Origin of the sequence: Methylocystis sp. JAN1, assembly GCF_052186135.1 — a bacterium.
GTDB lineage: Bacteria > Pseudomonadota > Alphaproteobacteria > Rhizobiales > Beijerinckiaceae > Methylocystis.
This window is the reverse complement of the sequence record NZ_CP181499.1, coordinates 89628-105784: the sequence shown is the minus strand read 5'-3', so window position 1 is coordinate 105784 and position 16157 is coordinate 89628. Positions and strand designations below refer to the sequence as shown.

Below are 16157 nucleotides of genomic sequence, written 5' to 3'. Positions count from 1 at the left end.
CAAACTCGACGGCTGCCTTGTGACGTTCTCACAGCGTTACAGCTCGGACGCGTGGTTTCTCGTCCGCACCACATCCGGGGCTACGCCTGCATATTCATAAGCAACATACCCCTCAAGTTCACGGATGGGTCTCCGAGGTCACGACCGGAGGGCGGTGGATCGAAAACGACGACTCCACAGAACGTGTTTCCTCGCCTTCAAGATTATCGCGCAACCATCGGGGATAAACTAACGGCGTCGCCGATTCGGGAATCCCTCAAGAGTCCACTGGGACTAGCGTGTATTCGCGGAGGAGCCCTGCTTCGCGGCGCGTTTCTCCAGCCATTTCGTAACGAGCGGATCGTCGATCGCGCCTGTCACCGCGGTTACGCCGCCATCAGGCGCCACCAGCGTGGTGAAGGGCAATTCGCCGCGCCACGCCATATCGGCTTCGAAGTAGAGTTTCTCGACGAAATCATCGGAGAAGCCGTAATGCGTCGCCTTGCCGAGCCCGGCTTTCTCGGCCCGCATTTCGGCGCGCGCGCGATCCTCGTCGCTGTCCGTGTTCACCAAGACGACGTCGACGCTCGTCTGGTCGGAGACCATTTTCGCCCATTGCGGCAGTTCCGCTATGCAGGGCGGACAGGTGACGGACCAAAAATGGATGATGAGCGGCTTGCCCGCATGCGCCTTCACGATCTGCGCGAAAGCGCCGCGGCCATAGGGTTGAAAATCGAGCGCCCGCGCGCCGCTCGAGGCGAGCGCGAGGGCGACAACGAATCCAAAAAGGCGCGTCATTGCGATCACCGCGCCGCCGCGCTCTTTTCGTCACGCGGGAGCGGAATGAGGCGATAGCCTTCCTTATGCGTGACCCATGAGAGATAAGCGGCGTTCCCGTTGGCGACGAGTTCGGGGTGGTCCGAGGCGTCCTCGGTCTGCCCGATCACGCGCGGCGCGCTCCAGCTCTTGCCGCCGTCGCGCGACATCTGCATCGGTATGGTCGTCGTCGTTCCGTCGAACTCCTTCCAGACGCGATAGAGGCGGCCTTTCGCAGCGAGGGCGCCCGGATGGCCGGGCGCCCTGGCGTCGTCGCCGAATTTTTCCGGGCTGGAGAACGTCTTTCCGCCGTCCTTGCTCTGCGCGTAGAACAGTCCCTGCCTGTTCTTGCCTCTGGTGAACCAGACGACATGCCAGACGCCATTTGCGTCGATGGCGAGGCTCGGCCCGTGATGCGGGCAAGAGTTGATCGCCCAGTTGTCGTCGGAGACGCGGCCGCCCGCGAGCGTCGCCCCGTCGGCGGAAAGCTTTGCGGCGTAATGGTCGCGGATATTGCCGTCGAAGACCTGCCGCCACAGGAAGACGGGCTGGCCGTCGCGATCGAGGGCGGAAGCCATGCGGCAGCATTCGCAGGCGTGATCCATCAGGATTTTCTTGCCGGCGAAAGTCTGGCCCCTGTCGTCCGACCAGCCGAAAGCGACGCCGCTGCCTTCGAACTCTTTGCCCTCGGCCTTCGCCTTGAGCGCGTTCGTCTTGTCGAGCCAGCCGGCGTAGATGCGGCCCCTGGGCGTGACGACGAAGGTCTCGAAACGCTGGCCGCCTTCGGTCAGCATGGGCTGCGGCGCAGAGAAGGTTTTGCCGCCATCTGTGGAGCGCGCGGTGAAGATCGTGCCGATCATCTGCTTGTCGGGGCGCGTCGTATAACTCGCGAGAAGCGTCCCGTCAGCGAGCGCGGCGATCTTGGGGCGCGCATCGCCATGCGCGTCGATCACGCCGTCGGCGTTCGTCGCGATGGTCGCGGGCGCGGCGAAGCTTTTGCCGCCGTCGGCGGAGGATGCGACATACACTGTCTTGCCGACCGAAAAGGCGACCCAGAGCTTGCCCCTGGCGTCGAAGGCCGGATTGACCGTCATGGCGCAGGCCGGTTTCGCCTCGGCGCAGGCCGGTCCCGCATGCTGATGGTCGGCCGCGGCGGAGGCCGCCGTGGATTTCGCCTCGGCGGGCTTGGCGTCGGCGGGTTTGGCGTCGCCCGGCATGGGCGGTTCGGCGCGTGCGGCGCCCGTCAGGGCGAGGGCCGCGGCCGAGGCGAGAAACAGGCGGGAAAGCGACATCGGAGCATCCTCCCAAATCGGTTTCTATTCGATTCAGCGGAATTTGAACGTCTGGCCGACATCCATGGAGCCGCCGGGCGGCGGCGGCGTCACGACCTCGGCGAGGATCTTCCTGACGATGCCGGCATGGGCCGGGCTCGACGTCTTGTCGATCGTCACCTTTTCGACCTTGCCCGAGGCGCCGATGATAAAGCTCGCCGTCACTTCGCCGGGGCCCGCCAAATTGTCCTGCGGCGTGTGCTTGGCGATCTCGGCGTAGAGCAGGCTCAGATATTTGCTCTCGGACATGGCGGACCCGGCCGGCGCGGCGGCTGGCCTTGGGGATGGCGCCGCCGCGGCCGCGGGCTTCGACGCGGCGGGAAGAGGGGTCTGCGCCGCAGCTGTCGGCGCGGCGGGCTTGGCTCCGGAAGTCGGGGCCGGAACCGGCGCCGCCGGCTTCGGCGCTTCCGCGCGCGCGGCCCCGCAAATGAAGAACGCGCAGACGAGCGCGGCTCGTCCGCAATGCAGAAGGGTCATGACGTTGCATCCGGAAAAGGGCCGGCGGGCGCGCAAGCGGGCCCGCCGGCCGACGTCAATGGAAGGCGAAGGACTGGGCCACGAAAGCCGAGCCGCAACTGCCGGGTCCGCGCGAGGACGACACGATGCGCCGCGCCAGCGCCGCATGCGCGGGAGTCGAACCGGAGGCCGCCACGCCGGAGATGCCGCCGCCGGGATTGACGTGGAAGGTCACATGCGCGGTTCCCGCTCCGAGGCTCGTGGACCCCGGCGTATGCGAGCGCAACGACGCCGCAACATGGGCGAGGCAGCTCGCCGAAGCGGCGCCGCCCTGCCGGCCATTGCCTTCCGGCGAGCCGGCGCGCCGCCGGGCCTGCGCCTCTCGGGCCTGCTCGGCGCGCTCGACCTGCTTGCGCTCTTCCTGCTTCTTCTCGACCTTCTCGACGTCTTCCTTCTTCATCGCCAGCGGAATGGCGTCGGGCGCCATGACGACCGGCGGCGGCAAGGCGAGCTCCGGCTGTTCCACGGCGACCGGCGGCGGCGTGTCCTCCGCCGCGCTCACTTCCTCCTGCTCGACGAAGTCGCCGCTTTCAAGGTCGACATAGTTCTCGGACAACGCCAGCGGCTCCGGCTTCGGACCGAGAATGAAGGCCGCGAAGATCGCGACATGGACCGCGACGATGGCGACGATCGCGACCGGACGCAGCCAGGGCGGGTTGACCGGCGGCGGCCCGGGCGGGGGCTCGTCGCGCCGGCTGGCATATTCGGGACTGAGGGCGAAATCCGTCATTTGGCCCCTCCCGCCGCCGGCGCGGCGGGGACCGCCGCCTTCACGGCCGCGCCCGTCTTGCTGCGCGAATTGGTCATGATCGCAATATGGGTGATGCCGTTCGTCGCGAGCTTGTCCATCACGGCGACGACCTCGCCATAGACGGCCTCGGTGTCGCCGCGCACATGCACGACGCGCGTATGGTCGTCGCCCATCATGGCGCGGATGCCGTCGATCAGCGCCTCCGGCGTGGTTTCGTCGGCGCCGAGCGAGACCTTCCCGTCCTTGCCGACCGTGACGACGATCGGATCCTTCTGGTTGATCGGCGCCGCGGCGCTGGCCTGCGGCAGATTGACCTTCACGCCTTTTGCAAGCAGCGGCGCCGTCACCATGAAGATGATGAGCAGCACCAGCATCACGTCGACGAGCGGCGTGACGTTGATGTCCGCGAGCGGCTGATAGAGGTCGTTATTGCCTTTGAAGCGGGTTGGGAGGGCCATGTTACGCGGCCTCCTTCTGCGAGTGACGGCGCGCGCCGGGCTGGCTCGTCATGCGGAGCGCTTCGTCTTCGATGTAATGGGCGACCTGCTGGCCGAGACGGGCGAAGGCGGCGCCGATGCGATTGTATCCGACCGAAGCCGGAATGGCCGCGGCGAGGCCGTAGGCCGTGGCGGCGAGCGCTTCCGCGATGCCCGGCGCGACGACCGCGAGGCTCGTGTCCTGCGACTGCGCGATGCCGGCGAAGCTCGTCATGATGCCCCAGACCGTGCCGAAGAGGCCGACGAAGGGCGCGACGGAGGAAATGACCGCGAGATTGGGCAGGCCGCCTTCCGCCTTGGTGAGGAACTCGCGCGCCGCGCGGCTCATATTTTCGGCGATGCGCTCGCGCTTGTCGCCGATCGTCTCGTCGGGAAGGTCGAGCGCGAACGACTCGCGGCCGGCGGCGACGATGGGCTCGAGCAGGCCGACGGGGCCGCCCGCGCGGGCCTCCTTCGCAGCCCTGCCGATGCGAATGACGGCGGATGTCGCTTCAATGATCAGAACCCAGGTCCAGACGGAGGCGAGCAGCAGCATCGCCATCACGACCTTGCCGACCGGGCCGGCGTTCAAAAACATGGCGAGCGGGGAAAGCGACGTATGATCCATGGAACTTCACTCATCTTCGATGACGCGCGCGCGACTCACGCGGCGACGGCGTCTGCTTGCTTTTTGTTGTGATCCAGACGCTAAAGGGCGTCCCTGATCGGCCAGGCCACCCGCATGCGCCCGAAGGGCCAGCATAACGGTCCGCCGATCGGAAGGATTTTAAGCTCGCGCGGGCGGAGCTCTCGCGCCATGCGCGGATCGAGATGAGACGTTCTTCGGCGCGTCGCTGTTTTCGACGACGTAAAAGACGGGCTTCGGCGCCGGGAAAGCCGCAGCCCCGGCGGCGGCGCGCGCCGGCAGGACGGCCGCGACGGAGGCCGCCGCCAGGCAGCAGGGACAATGGTGCTTGCCGGAAGTCGGATTGCCTTCGGGCGCCGCCTTGTCGCTCGCCGCGTCGGCGCGCTGCGTCATGTGGCGCTTGAAGCAGGCGAACAGCCCGCCGCTAACGGCCCCGTTGCTCTTCGCCACGACGTCCGTCGCGCTCACAGTCGCCGCGCTCGACATGGCGACGCTGAACATCAACGCCCACACCGCGACGATTGCAATCGCCGGGCGTAATTTCAGGCCGATGTTCCGCAACTGTGACATAAAAGTCTCTTAATGGATTTTTTAATCTTTGACAACGCAAGCAACCTTGGAAAGGGTCAACTTTGGCGACAAAGTGGCGTTGGTCCAGCAACTAAGGTTAATTACGCTAAACGCCTGATTTTGCTGTGGCGCCGTGAGGCGGATCGACAGAGCCGCCCGCGGGATCGGATCAACTCGTCGGGCGGCTCATGCGCAAAGGGCTATTCGCATCGCTGATTGTCTGCGTCGCTTTGCTGGCGCAGATCGGCGCGTCCCTCTGGGGCGCGTCCGCGGGGCGCGACGGTTTCGCGCCCTGCCATCGGCAGGCGGCCGCCCTTTCCGACGCCCTCGCGTCGGATCTGGCCGCGCGGCTCGACGGCGGCAAATCTCTTCCGACGGGCGCCCCGGCTCCCCATGACCACGCCTCCTGCTCGCTCTGTCAATTGGGCCTCACCGCCATTGGCAGCGCCGCGCCGGTTCTGCCCGCGCGTTCGGTCGCGCTCGAATGGCGCGTTTCGCTGAACTGGATCGAGGTGCGCCCGTCAGGGTCCGCGTTCAACAAGAGCGCGCCGCCTCGAGCGCCTCCTTTCCCCGTCTGATCTCCCGGGAAGGGCCCGACGCGCCCTCAGAGTTCAGACGCGCCGCCTCGCCGGCGCAGGGAAGGGTTCACGAAATGTCTCGTTACGCACTTTTGCGCGGCGTCTCCGCCGGCGCGTTGATTTTCGCCGCTCTGCCGGCGCTCGCCATGCATACGCTTCCGACCATCGACGTCAGCGGCCAGCGCCGCAGCGCCTCCCACGACCATGCGGCTGCGCCGTCGCGCGGCCCGGCGCAACCCGCCGCCGCCCGCGGCGTTCCCGCGACGGGACCCGTTACGGCGCCGTCGCCGATCGTTTCGCGCTGGTCGCCCACGCTCCCCGACGGCCGCCCGGCTTTCGTCGAGCGATGGCAATTGCCGAACACCGTCGCGAGCGTCACGCGCCAGCAGATCGAGCGGCAGGTCAATATCGTCGACACGGAAGACGCGGTGAAATACATGCCGAGCCTTTTCGTGCGCAAACGCAACAACGGCGACACGCAGGCGGTGCTCCAAACCCGCACCTGGGGCGTCAATTCATCGGCGCGTAGCCTCGTCTATGCCGACGATCTTCTCCTCACGGCGTTGATCGGCAACGACAACACGATCGGCGCTCCGCGCTGGGGCCTTGTCGCGCCGGAAGAAATCGAGCGCGTCGACTTCCTCTACGGCCCCTATTCGGCGCAATATCCCGGCAACTCCATGGGCGGCGTGCTGAAGATCACGACGCGCATGCCCGAAAAGCTCGAAGTGTCGTTGAAAGACACGCTCGCCGTCCAGGATTTCTCGCTCTATGGAACGTCGAAAGGCCTCGTCAACAACGTCACCAGCGCCTTCATCGGCGACAAGGTCGGCGATTTCTCCTGGACGATCTCGGGCAACTGGCAGCGCGGCTCGCAACAGCCGCTGACCTATGTGACCGCGCCCTCCAACGTTTTCTATGGCTATCCGGGGGCCTATTTCGCGACGACAAAATTTGGCGTGCCCGCGACGGTTCTCGGCTCTGCGGGCAATCTCGCGAACGATCAGGTCAACGCCAAACTGAAGCTCGCTTACGACTTCTCGCAGACCATCCGCGCGACCTATACGCTCGGCTTCTGGTCGAACGACGGCACGTCGCTTCCGGAGAATTACCTCTTTTCGGGCTATGGGCCGGTTTATGGCCTTCTCTTCAACAGCAGGACCAATCCCTGGGGCCTGCAGAACTCGACGCTCCAGAGTTTCGGCGCCGCCTACTACCGCATTCAGGAAAAGATCCTCACCAATGCGGCGGCGGTGAAGAGCAATACCGGCGGCGTTTTCGACTGGGAAATTTCCGCGTCGAACTTCACCTATCTGCAGTCGGATCAGGTTTCGCCTTTCAGCGCCGCGGCGCCCTACAGCCTTGCGCTTCCCCTCGGCGGCTATACGCAGACGGGTAAGAACAACGTCTACACCGGAACCTATTGGACGCTCTTCGACATGAAGGGCATTGTCCGCCCGGATGGAATTCTCGCCGGCCACGACATCAGCTTCGGTCTGCATGGCGACCAGTTCCATCTCAACAATCCCACCTGGCTGACGACCAATTGGCCATCGGGCACCGCCTCGGCCTATGGCGTCGTCTCCTCGATCGGCAACGGCACCACGCGCACGCAGGCGCTGTGGGCGCAGGACGCCTTCCGGATCCAGGACAATCTGAAGCTCACTCTGGGCGTTCGCGGCGAGCACTGGCAGGCCTCGGACGGCTACAACCAGTTGCTTGGCGGCATCAACGCGAACGGCTTCGGCTCGACCGCTTCGCTGGCGAGCATGCTGCCGATCTACCAGCCGAATCTTTACTCGACGCGTTTCTCGCCCAAGGGATCGCTGCAGTGGACGCCGGACGACAAATGGACGGTGACGGGGTCGGTCGGCATGGCCAATCGCTTCCCCACGGCGAAGGAGCTCTACAACATCACCTCGCTGACCGGCTCCGCGGCCGCGGTCAACCCAAACCCCAATCTCCGGCCGGAGGTCGCCCTCACCAAGGAGTTGACCTTCGAGCGCAGGATTGGCGGAAACGGAACGGCGCGCGTGTCGCTCTTCGACGAAGAGGTGCGCGACGCCATCATTTCCCAAAGCCTCTACGTAACGCAGGGCGCGCTCACCCAATTGACCTCCGGCAACGTCAATGTCTCGCGCATTCGCAATAGCGGCGTCGAACTGGCTGCGAGCAAGGACGACGTCTTTATCAAGGGACTCGAGCTGATGGGGAGCATGACCTACGTCAACTCGCGCATCATCTCCGATCCAACATGGGCGCCTGCCGGCGGCAACAATCTCGACAACTGGGCGCTCAGCGTCGCGGGCAAAAACGTGCCTTACGTCCCGAAGTGGCGCTGGACGGGCGTCGCGACTTACCGGCCCGACGATCATTGGTCGTTCACGGTGGCGGCGCGCTGGCAGGACAGGATGTGGTCGACGCTGTCGAACAACGACATCGCCCATGGCGTCTATGGCGCCTTCGACCGCTTCTTCATCGTCGACACCAAGATGAACTACAAGTGGAACGAGCGCTGGTCGTTCGACCTCGGCATCGACAATATCGGGAACTACAAATACTTCCTGTTTCATCCGTTCCCCCAGCGGACCTTCTTCTTCGCCGCCAAATATGACTACGGCGCGAGCAAGCATCCCGAGCGCGGCATCTTCTATGTCGACAATGAGGGCGGCCTGCCGCAAAGCTTGTTCCAGCCCGTCGCCTTCTCGGTCGACTGATTGGCCAAGGCCCAACGCAAAAACGCCCGGGATCTGCTCCCGGGCGCAGTTTGTTGACAAACTTCCCAAGGCGCCCTCATCCTTCGAGACGCGAGCTGCGATCTCGGGCCTGCCCGAGATCAACATTCTTGTTTTGTGCAAGTCGGGTTTTGCGCAAGTCGGGAAAACCTGACTTGCACTCGCTCCTCAGGATGAAGCCTAAGTGTCCGTCGCCGAAGGAAGAAGCCCCTCATGCTAAAGGAGCTTGCGCGGCAAGCGTCTCGAAGCGCGAGGGGCGCCGCCGCTACTTTGTCAGCAGCCTGAGCTTGGAATCTGCTCCCGAGCGTTTTTTACGTCCTCCCGGCGGGCGCGTTTGCTGGCCCGCCCTAAACGATGTGCGCGGGCGCGAGACGGCATTCGCTGTCGCCGCGCTCGATCTGGATGGTTGCGTGCCCTATTGCGAAGCGCGCTTCCAGTTCATGCGCGATCTCTATCAGGAATTTATCGTCCGGCTCGGCGGATGGGCGCACGAGATGGGCGGTCAGCGCCGTTTCGGTCGTGCTCATTCCCCAAATGTGAAGATCATGGACGTCGGTCACGCCGGGTAAGCTCGACAGGTAATCCTCCACAGCCGCCGGATCGACGCCGGCCGGAACGGCGTCGAGCGCGAGATTGAGCGCCTCGCGCATCAGTCCCCAACCGTTCCAGATAATCAGGACGGCGACCGCGACGCCGACGGCGGGATCAAGCCACAGCCATCCCGTGCAACCGATAAGGAGCGCCGCGGCCACGACGCCGAGCGACACGGCCGCGTCTCCCGCCATGTGGAGAAAGGCCCCTCTGATATTCAGGTCATAAGCGCGGCCGCGAAGAAACAGCGACGCCGTTCCCATATTGATGACGATCGCGACGGAGGCGACCCACAGCACCGTGCCGCTCGCGACGGAAGGGGCGCTGGAGAGCCGCTGCGCGGCTTCGACGATGAGACCGCCCGTCGCGACGAGGAGGAGCGCGGCGTTTCCAAGCGCGGCCAGGATGGACGCGCGCCGATAGCCGTAGGTATGCGTCGCGCTTGGCCGCCGCGTCGCCAGCCACGACCCGCCCCAGGCAAGGAGCAGCCCGAAGACGTCGGAAAGATTATGCACGCCGTCCGAAACAAGGGCGATGGAGTTGGATTGATAGCCGAAGGCCAGCTCCGCGGCCACGAGGCCGATATTCAGGGCCGTCGCAATCGCGAAGGCCGCCCCGAAACTGGTCGGCGCGTGCGAATGGCCGTGGTCGTGTTGGCGATCATGAGACACGAGGAATAGGTAGTGAAGCTTCGAGCGATCGGGATTTTTTCAGGCGCCCCGCCGATTGGCGCCCGGGAAAATCCCGAGCGCCTTTTTATTCATGGCGATTGACGGCCCTGCGCGCTCAATGCGCCAGCGACTTCACGATCGCTTCCACGGTCTTCTTGGCGTCGCCGAACAGCATCATCGTATTGGGGCGGAAGAAAAGCTCGTTCTCGACGCCGGCGTAGCCGGAGCCCATGCCGCGTTTGAGAAAGAGCACCGTCTTCGCCTTTTCGACGTCGAGGATCGGCATGCCGTAAATCGCCGAGGACTTGTCGGTCTTCGCCGCCGGATTGGTGACGTCATTGGCGCCGATGACGAAGGCGACGTCCGCCTGGCCGAACTCCGAGTTGATGTCCTCGAGTTCGAAGACCTCGTCATAAGGCACATTGGCTTCGGCGAGCAGCACGTTCATGTGGCCCGGCATGCGGCCCGCGACGGGATGGATGGCGTAGCTGATCTCGACGCCTTCCTTCTTCAGCAGATCCGCCATTTCGCGCAGCGCATGCTGCGCCTGCGCCACCGCCATGCCGTAGCCGGGCACGATGATGATCTTGGCGGCGTTCTGCATGATGTAGGCCGCGTCCTCGGGCGAGCCCTGCTTGACGTTGCGCGTCTCCTTGGCGCCGCCGGCCACGACGGTTTCGCCGCCGAAGCCGCCGAGAATGACGGACACGAAGCTGCGGTTCATCCCCTTGCACATGATGTAGGAGAGGATGGCGCCTGACGAGCCGACCAGCGCGCCCGTGACGATGAGCGCGAGATTGCCCAGCGTGAAGCCGATGCCCGCCGCCGCCCAGCCCGAATAAGAGTTGAGCATGGAGACGACGACCGGCATGTCGGCGCCGCCGATCGGGATGATCAGCGTCACGCCGAGCGTGAGCGACACGAGGATCAGCAGGAAGAGCCAGAAGCCCGATTCCGTCGCCACGAACAGCAGGATCAGCGCCGCGAGGGCGAGGCCGAGCATGATGTTGATCGTGTGGCGCTCGGGCAGCAGGATCGGCTTGCCGCTCATGCGTTCGGAGAGTTTGAGAAAGGCGATGATCGAGCCGGTGAAGGTGATCGCGCCGATCGCCGCGCCGAGCGACATCTCGAAAAGGCTGCCGCCTTCGATATTGCCCGGCGAGCCGATGCCGAAAGCGTGGGGGGCGAAGAAGGCGCTGCCTGCGACGAGCACGGCGGCGAGGCCGACGAGCGAATGGAAGAAGGCGACGAGCTCCGGCATCGCCGTCATCGGAATGCGCTGCGCCACATAGGCGCCGACGCCGCCGCCGGCCGCCGCGCCGACGATGATGAGCACGAAGCCCGCGAGTGGCGGCAGATGCAGGAGCAGCGTCGTCGCCACGGCGACCGCCATGCCGATCATGCCGTAGCGGTTGCCCTGGCGGGAGGTCGCGGGAGAGGAGAGGCCGCGCAGCGCGAGGATGAAGAGCACGCCGGCGCCGAGGTAGAGAAGGGCTGCGATATTCGCGCTCATGGCGGTCAGCCCTTCTTCTTATACATGGAAAGCATGCGCTCGGTGACGAGGAAGCCGCCGAATATGTTCACGCAGGCGAGAACGAGCGCGATGAAGCCGAACCAGCGGGCCCAGCCGGCGCCCGTATCCGTGACGCTCGCCTCCTCGACGCCGACCGACAGAAGCGCGCCGACGACGATGACGGAGGAGATGGCGTTGGTGACGGACATCAGCGGCGTATGCAGCGCCGGCGTCACTGACCACACGACGTAATAGCCGACGAAAACCGCGAGAACGAAAATGGCGAGGCGGAAGACGGTCGGGTCGATGGCGCCGCCGCCGAGTCCGTGCGCCGTGGCGGCCGCCGCCGTCTGGGCGATCTGATCGGAATATTGCTGCGCCTGATCCGCGAGATGCCGGGCGGCCTCGGCCGCGGCCCGCGCCTTTTCGAGCAATTGCTGCGTAGAGTCGGTCATGATTCGAAGCCCTTCGTTGGAGGATGCTTTCGGCTCAGGCTTTTTTGAAACGCTCGTCGGCGACGGCGCCGTCGCGCGTGAGCGCGGTCGCCTTCACGAGCTCGTCGTCCCAGTTGATCGCAAGCTGCTTCGTCTCCTTCGAGACGAGCGTCTCGACGAAAGCGAGCAGGTTCCTGGCGTAGAGGCTTGAGGCGGTCGGCGCCATGCGGCCCGCGAGGTTGAGCGCGCCGACGATCTTGACGCCGTTCTCGATCGCCGTTTCGCCGGGCTTCGTCAGCTCGCAATTGCCGCCGCGCTCGGCCGCGAGGTCGACGATCACCGAGCCGGTCCGCATGGAGCGCACCATGTCGGCGGAGATGAGCCTCGGCGCCGGTCGGCCGGGGATCAGCGCCGTCGTGATCACCACGTCCTGCTTGGCGATGTGGCTGGCGGTCAATTCCGCCTGCGCGGCCTGATATTCCTTCGACATCTCCTTGGCGTAGCCGCCCGCGGTCTGCGCCTGCTGGAATTCCTCGTTCTCGACGGCCAAAAACTTCGCGCCGAGCGACTCGACCTGTTCCTTGGTCGCCGGGCGCACGTCGGTCGCCGTGACGATGGCGCCGAGGCGGCGCGCCGTGGCGATGGCCTGCAGGCCCGCGACGCCGACGCCCATGATGAAGACCTTGGCGGCGGGCACCGTGCCGGCGGCCGTCATCATCATGGGGAAGGAGCGGCCATATTCCGCCGCCGCCTCGATCACCGCGCGATAGCCCGCGAGATTGGCCTGCGAGGAGAGAACGTCCATGGATTGCGCGCGGGTGATCCGCGGCATGAGCTCCATGGCGAAGGCGATGGCGCCCGTCCTCGCGAGATCGGCCAGGGCCGCCTCGTTCCCGAAGGGGTCCATGATGCAGATGAGGGCGAGGTTCTGCTTCGCGCCGGCGATCTCGGCCGCCGAGGGGCGGCGCACGCGCAACGCAATGTCGGCGCCGGCCAGCGTCGTCGCGACGCCGGGTCCGATTTTCGCGCCCGCGGCGGCGTACTCAGCGTCCGATATTCCAGACCCGGCGCCGGCTCCGGACTGAACCGTGACCTCGGCGCCGAGACTGATGAATTTCTTGACGGTTTCAGGCGTGGCCGCGACGCGCGGCTCGGCTTTGTCCGTTTCGGCCAATACGGCAATGCGCATGACGAACTCCGGTTGCTCCTGGAAAGCGAAAACCGTCGCCGTCATGGTGGCCCCTGACGGCTTGGCGTGAGGGGCTCGGTTCCTGTTACCGCGCGAAGAGGAGATAGAGGGCGATCAGCGTTATCGCCGAGGCCGCGGCCGAGAATTTCAGCAGCCAGAGGAAACCGTTATAGGTCTTTACGTGTTCGGCCCAGTCCGCGTCCGTGGACGCCGACCCGCGATTGCTCGCCATCGGAATGCTCCCAGATCTTGGTTTGACGCGCGAGCAGAGCAGCCGCGCATGCGCTTGATGCTAACCGAGCGGGCTCCGTATCGCAACGCCTCGGCGCCGCGCGCTTTCGTCGCTCCCGCACAATGCGCGCGCGGCCTTATGGGTTAAGGAGAAATTCATAGGCGGCCGCCTGCCTTGCCGGCGGCGCTTTCGCATCGGCGAGAGAAAAAGTTTGGCGCATATGAAAAAGCCCCGGGGTTTCCCCCGGAGCTTTCTCGATTCCTTGCGTAACGGCGAGGCTTAGAAGTCCATGCCGCCCATGCCGCCGCCCGGCATCGCCGGCGCGGTTTCCTTCTTGGGCGCTTCGACGATCGTGGCTTCCGTCGTGATGACGAGGCTGGCGATCGAGGCGGCGTCCTGCAGCGCGGTGCGCACGACCTTGGTCGGGTCGATGATGCCGAGCTTCACGAGGTCGCCGTACTCGCCCTTCTGGGCGTCGAAGCCATAGGCATAGTCGGCGGCCTCAAGCAGCTTGCCGACCACCACGGCGCCGTCGCCGCCGGCATTGTCGACGATCTGGCGCGCCGGGGCCTGGATGGCCTTGCGCACGATCTCGACGCCGGTCTTCTGGTCGCCATTCTCCGTCTTCACGCCGTCGAGCGCCTTGATGGCGCGCAGCAGCGCGACGCCCCCGCCGGGCGAGACGCCTTCCTCGACGGCCGCACGGGTCGCGTTGAGGGCGTCGTCGACGCGGTCCTTCTTTTCCTTCACCTCGACTTCGGTCGCGCCGCCGACGCGGATCACCGCGACGCCGCCCGCGAGCTTGGCGAGACGCTCCTGGAGCTTCTCACGGTCGTAATCGGAGGTCGTCTCCTCGATCTGGCTCTTGATCTGCGAAATGCGGGCCTCGATGTCCGATTTCTCGCCGGCGCCGTCGATGATCGTGGTGTTCTCCTTCTCGATGCGCACGCGCTTGGCGCGGCCGAGCATGGGGAGCGTGACGTTCTCGAGCTTGATGCCGAGGTCTTCGGCGATCATCTGGCCGCCCGTGAGGATGGCGATGTCCTCGAGCATGGCCTTGCGGCGGTCGCCGAAGCCGGGCGCCTTCACGGCCGCGATCTTCAGGCCGCCGCGCAGCTTGTTGACGACGAGCGTGGCGAGCGCCTCACCCTCGATGTCCTCGGCGACGATGACGAGCGGCTTGCCGGTCTGCACGACCGCCTCAAGGATCGGCAGCAGCGGCTGCAGCGTCGACAGCTTCTTCTCGTGGATGAGAATGTAGGCGTCGTCGAGCTCGGCGATCATCTTCTCGGCGTTGGTGATGAAATAGGGCGAGAGATAGCCGCGGTCGAACTGCATGCCCTCGACGATGTCGGTCTCGGTCTCGAGGCTCTTCGCCTCCTCCACCGTGATGACGCCCTCATTGCCGACCTTCTGCATCGCCTTGGCGATCTCTTCGCCGATGAAGCGGTCGCCATTCGCCGAGATGGTGCCGACCTGGGCGATCTCGTCGTTGGAGGTGACCTTCTTCGAATGGGTCTTGAGGTCGGAGACGATCGCCTCGACGGCGAGGTCGATGCCGCGCTTCAGATCCATGGGGTTGAGGCCGGCGGCAACGGCCTTGGCGCCTTCCTTGGCGATGGCGGCGGCGAGGACGGTCGCCGTGGTCGTGCCGTCGCCCGCGATGTCATTCTGCTTGGAGGCGACCTCGCGCACGAGCTGGGCGCCGAGATTCTCGAACTTGTCGGCGAGCTCGATCTCCTTGGCGACGGTCACGCCGTCCTTGCTGATGCGCGGCGCGCCGAAGCTCTTCTCGATCACGACATTGCGGCCCTTGGGGCCCAAAGTGACCTTGACGGCGTTGGCGAGGATGTCGACGCCGCGCAGGATGCGGTCGCGCGCGTCGGTGGAGAAACGGACGTCTTTGGCTGCCATTGGTGACTCCTGAATTTCTGTTTGGAAGCGTTAACGGGCGGGCCGAGTTATTCGACGATGCCCAGAACGTCGCTTTCCTTCATGATCAACAGGTCTTCGCCGTCGATCTTGACCTCGGTGCCGGACCATTTGCCGAAGAGCACGCGGTCGCCGGCCTTCACGTCGAGGGGAACGAGCTTGCCGCTCTCGTCTCGGGCGCCGGGGCCGACCGAGATCACCTTGCCCTCCTGGGGCTTTTCCTTGGCGGTGTCGGGGATGATGATGCCGCCCTTGGTCTTTTCTTCGCCTTCAATGCGCTTGACCACGATCCGGTCGTGCAGGGGACGGAACGCCATTGCAATGTCTTCCTTTTCTGCGCGCCGGGCAGGAAAATCCGCCCGCCGCAAGCCATAAGCGAAATTACTGGCACTCTCTTACGACGAGTGCCAGCAGCGCGTGGGAAATATGCCGGGACGGATCGGATGTCAAGATTTTTGGACGGCCGGGGCGCGGCCGCGAAAAGAGCGGGAACTGGGTTCTCGCCTGAAGCGCGCCGTAAACCTTTCGGTTCGATCGCCCCGCCTGCGTTCAGGCGATTCGTCCGAAGGCGGCGCGATCTAGCCGCCGGCTCGCCGCGACGGTAAGGAAGACGGCGGCGCCGGGAGCGCCGCTCGCCATTCAGAGAACGCCGGTTTGCCGCCCTTTTCTTCATCGCCCCGCGCCCTCGGCCTCCTCGCCGCTCTTGCGGCCGCCGCCCTCGACCAGGCCCACAAGTTCTGGATGCTGAACGTCTTCGGCATCGAGGCGCGCCAGCCGATCGCGCTCGCGCCCTTTCTCGACCTGGTGCTCTCCTGGAATTACGGAATCTCCTACTCGCTCTTTCCGGCGCATGAGGGCATGGGCCGGGCGCTGCTCCTCGCGGGGCAGGCGGTCATCGTCGCGGGCCTCTTCTGGTGGATGTGGCGGGCGACCAACCGGTTGACGACGCTCGCAGTCGGCCTCGTCATCGGCGGCGCGCTCGGCAACGCCGCGGATCGGCTGGCGCGGGGCGCGGTCGCGGATTTCTTTTATCTGCACACGACGCTGCCCGTGGGACCGCTGGCCAATTACGTCTTCAACGTGGCCGACGTCGCTATTACAGCGGGCGTGGCGCTTCTGCTTTTTGAAAGCCTTTTGGCGCCTCCGCCCGCGCGGGAGGAGGCTGCGTGAGCGCGGCGCCACTAAATCGCCAACAAG

17 protein-coding genes are annotated in these 16157 nt (G+C 65.4%); 3 read left to right on the top strand and 14 right to left on the bottom strand.

Annotated elements, in window-relative coordinates:
• Positions 1–273: 273 nt before the first annotated feature.
• The 7 genes from ACNHKD_RS00515 to ACNHKD_RS00485 all read right to left on the bottom strand — a co-directional run bounded on the left by ACNHKD_RS00515 (position 274) and on the right by ACNHKD_RS00485 (position 5085).
• On the bottom strand, positions 274–777 hold the full coding sequence (locus ACNHKD_RS00515) for a TlpA family protein disulfide reductase (RefSeq protein WP_442755179.1): 504 nt from the start codon (positions 775–777) through the stop codon (positions 274–276).
• Positions 778–782: 5 nt separating this feature from the next.
• Complete coding sequence (locus tag ACNHKD_RS00510) at positions 783–2087, bottom strand: sialidase family protein (RefSeq protein WP_442755178.1); 1305 nt, start codon at positions 2085–2087, stop codon at positions 783–785.
• Positions 2088–2120: 33 nt separating this feature from the next.
• A complete protein-coding gene (locus tag ACNHKD_RS00505) occupies positions 2121–2603 on the bottom strand; it encodes an energy transducer TonB (RefSeq protein WP_442755177.1) in 483 nt (160 codons plus the stop codon).
• 55 nt (positions 2604–2658) lie between these two features.
• Entirely contained in the window at positions 2659–3372 is a 714-nt protein-coding gene (locus ACNHKD_RS00500; RefSeq protein ID WP_442755176.1) for an energy transducer TonB, read from the bottom strand.
• The gene (locus ACNHKD_RS00495) at positions 3369–3851 is read right to left on the bottom strand and encodes an ExbD/TolR family protein (protein WP_442755175.1); all 483 of its coding nucleotides are present in this window, start codon (positions 3849–3851) and stop codon (positions 3369–3371) included. The genes ACNHKD_RS00500 and ACNHKD_RS00495 overlap by 4 nt, the downstream gene beginning before the upstream one ends.
• Position 3852: 1 nt before the next feature.
• Positions 3853–4497, bottom strand: coding sequence for a MotA/TolQ/ExbB proton channel family protein (locus ACNHKD_RS00490; protein ID WP_442755174.1), 645 nt, complete (start codon positions 4495–4497; stop codon positions 3853–3855).
• Positions 4498–4656: 159 nt separating this feature from the next.
• Positions 4657–5085 carry a DUF2946 family protein gene (locus ACNHKD_RS00485; RefSeq protein ID WP_442755173.1) on the bottom strand — a complete coding sequence of 143 codons (429 nt, stop codon included), beginning with the start codon at positions 5083–5085 and terminating at the stop codon, positions 4657–4659.
• A 188-nt stretch (positions 5086–5273) separates the two neighbouring features.
• On the opposite strand from ACNHKD_RS00485, the gene ACNHKD_RS00480 reads away from it, so the two are divergent.
• Positions 5274–5663 carry a hypothetical protein gene (locus tag ACNHKD_RS00480; RefSeq protein ID WP_442755172.1) on the top strand — a complete coding sequence of 130 codons (390 nt, stop codon included), beginning with the start codon at positions 5274–5276 and terminating at the stop codon, positions 5661–5663.
• Between the two features lie 74 nt (positions 5664–5737).
• Positions 5738–8380: a TonB-dependent receptor gene (locus tag ACNHKD_RS00475; protein ID WP_442755171.1), complete on the top strand. Its 2643-nt coding sequence runs from the start codon at positions 5738–5740 to the stop codon at positions 8378–8380.
• 365 nt (positions 8381–8745) lie between these two features.
• Here the strand turns inward: ACNHKD_RS00475 and ACNHKD_RS00470 are convergent, their stop codons facing one another.
• The 7 genes from ACNHKD_RS00470 to groES form a co-directional block, all read right to left on the bottom strand.
• The gene (locus ACNHKD_RS00470) at positions 8746–9660 is read right to left on the bottom strand and encodes a cation diffusion facilitator family transporter (protein WP_442755170.1); all 915 of its coding nucleotides are present in this window, start codon (positions 9658–9660) and stop codon (positions 8746–8748) included.
• Positions 9661–9775: 115 nt separating this feature from the next.
• Positions 9776–11173, bottom strand: a complete 1398-nt coding sequence (locus ACNHKD_RS00465) for an NAD(P)(+) transhydrogenase (Re/Si-specific) subunit beta (protein WP_442755169.1) — start codon at positions 11171–11173, stop codon at positions 9776–9778.
• A gap of 5 nt (positions 11174–11178) precedes the next feature.
• Positions 11179–11628 carry an NAD(P) transhydrogenase subunit alpha gene (locus ACNHKD_RS00460; protein ID WP_442755168.1) on the bottom strand — a complete coding sequence of 150 codons (450 nt, stop codon included), beginning with the start codon at positions 11626–11628 and terminating at the stop codon, positions 11179–11181.
• Positions 11629–11662: 34 nt separating this feature from the next.
• A complete protein-coding gene (locus ACNHKD_RS00455; protein WP_442756803.1) occupies positions 11663–12796 on the bottom strand; it encodes a Re/Si-specific NAD(P)(+) transhydrogenase subunit alpha in 1134 nt (377 codons plus the stop codon).
• Positions 12797–12881: 85 nt separating this feature from the next.
• Positions 12882–13028: an aa3-type cytochrome c oxidase subunit IV gene (locus ACNHKD_RS00450; protein ID WP_442755167.1), complete on the bottom strand. Its 147-nt coding sequence runs from the start codon at positions 13026–13028 to the stop codon at positions 12882–12884.
• A 279-nt stretch (positions 13029–13307) separates the two neighbouring features.
• On the bottom strand, positions 13308–14942 hold the full coding sequence (gene groL / locus ACNHKD_RS00445) for a chaperonin GroEL (RefSeq protein ID WP_442755166.1): 1635 nt from the start codon (positions 14940–14942) through the stop codon (positions 13308–13310).
• 47 nt (positions 14943–14989) lie between these two features.
• Complete coding sequence (gene groES / locus ACNHKD_RS00440; RefSeq protein ID WP_442755165.1) at positions 14990–15277, bottom strand: co-chaperone GroES; 288 nt, start codon at positions 15275–15277, stop codon at positions 14990–14992.
• Between the two features lie 337 nt (positions 15278–15614).
• On the opposite strand from groES, the gene lspA reads away from it, so the two are divergent.
• Entirely contained in the window at positions 15615–16130 is a 516-nt protein-coding gene (gene lspA, locus ACNHKD_RS00435; protein WP_442755164.1) for a signal peptidase II, read from the top strand.
• Positions 16131–16157: the final 27 nt, after the last annotated feature.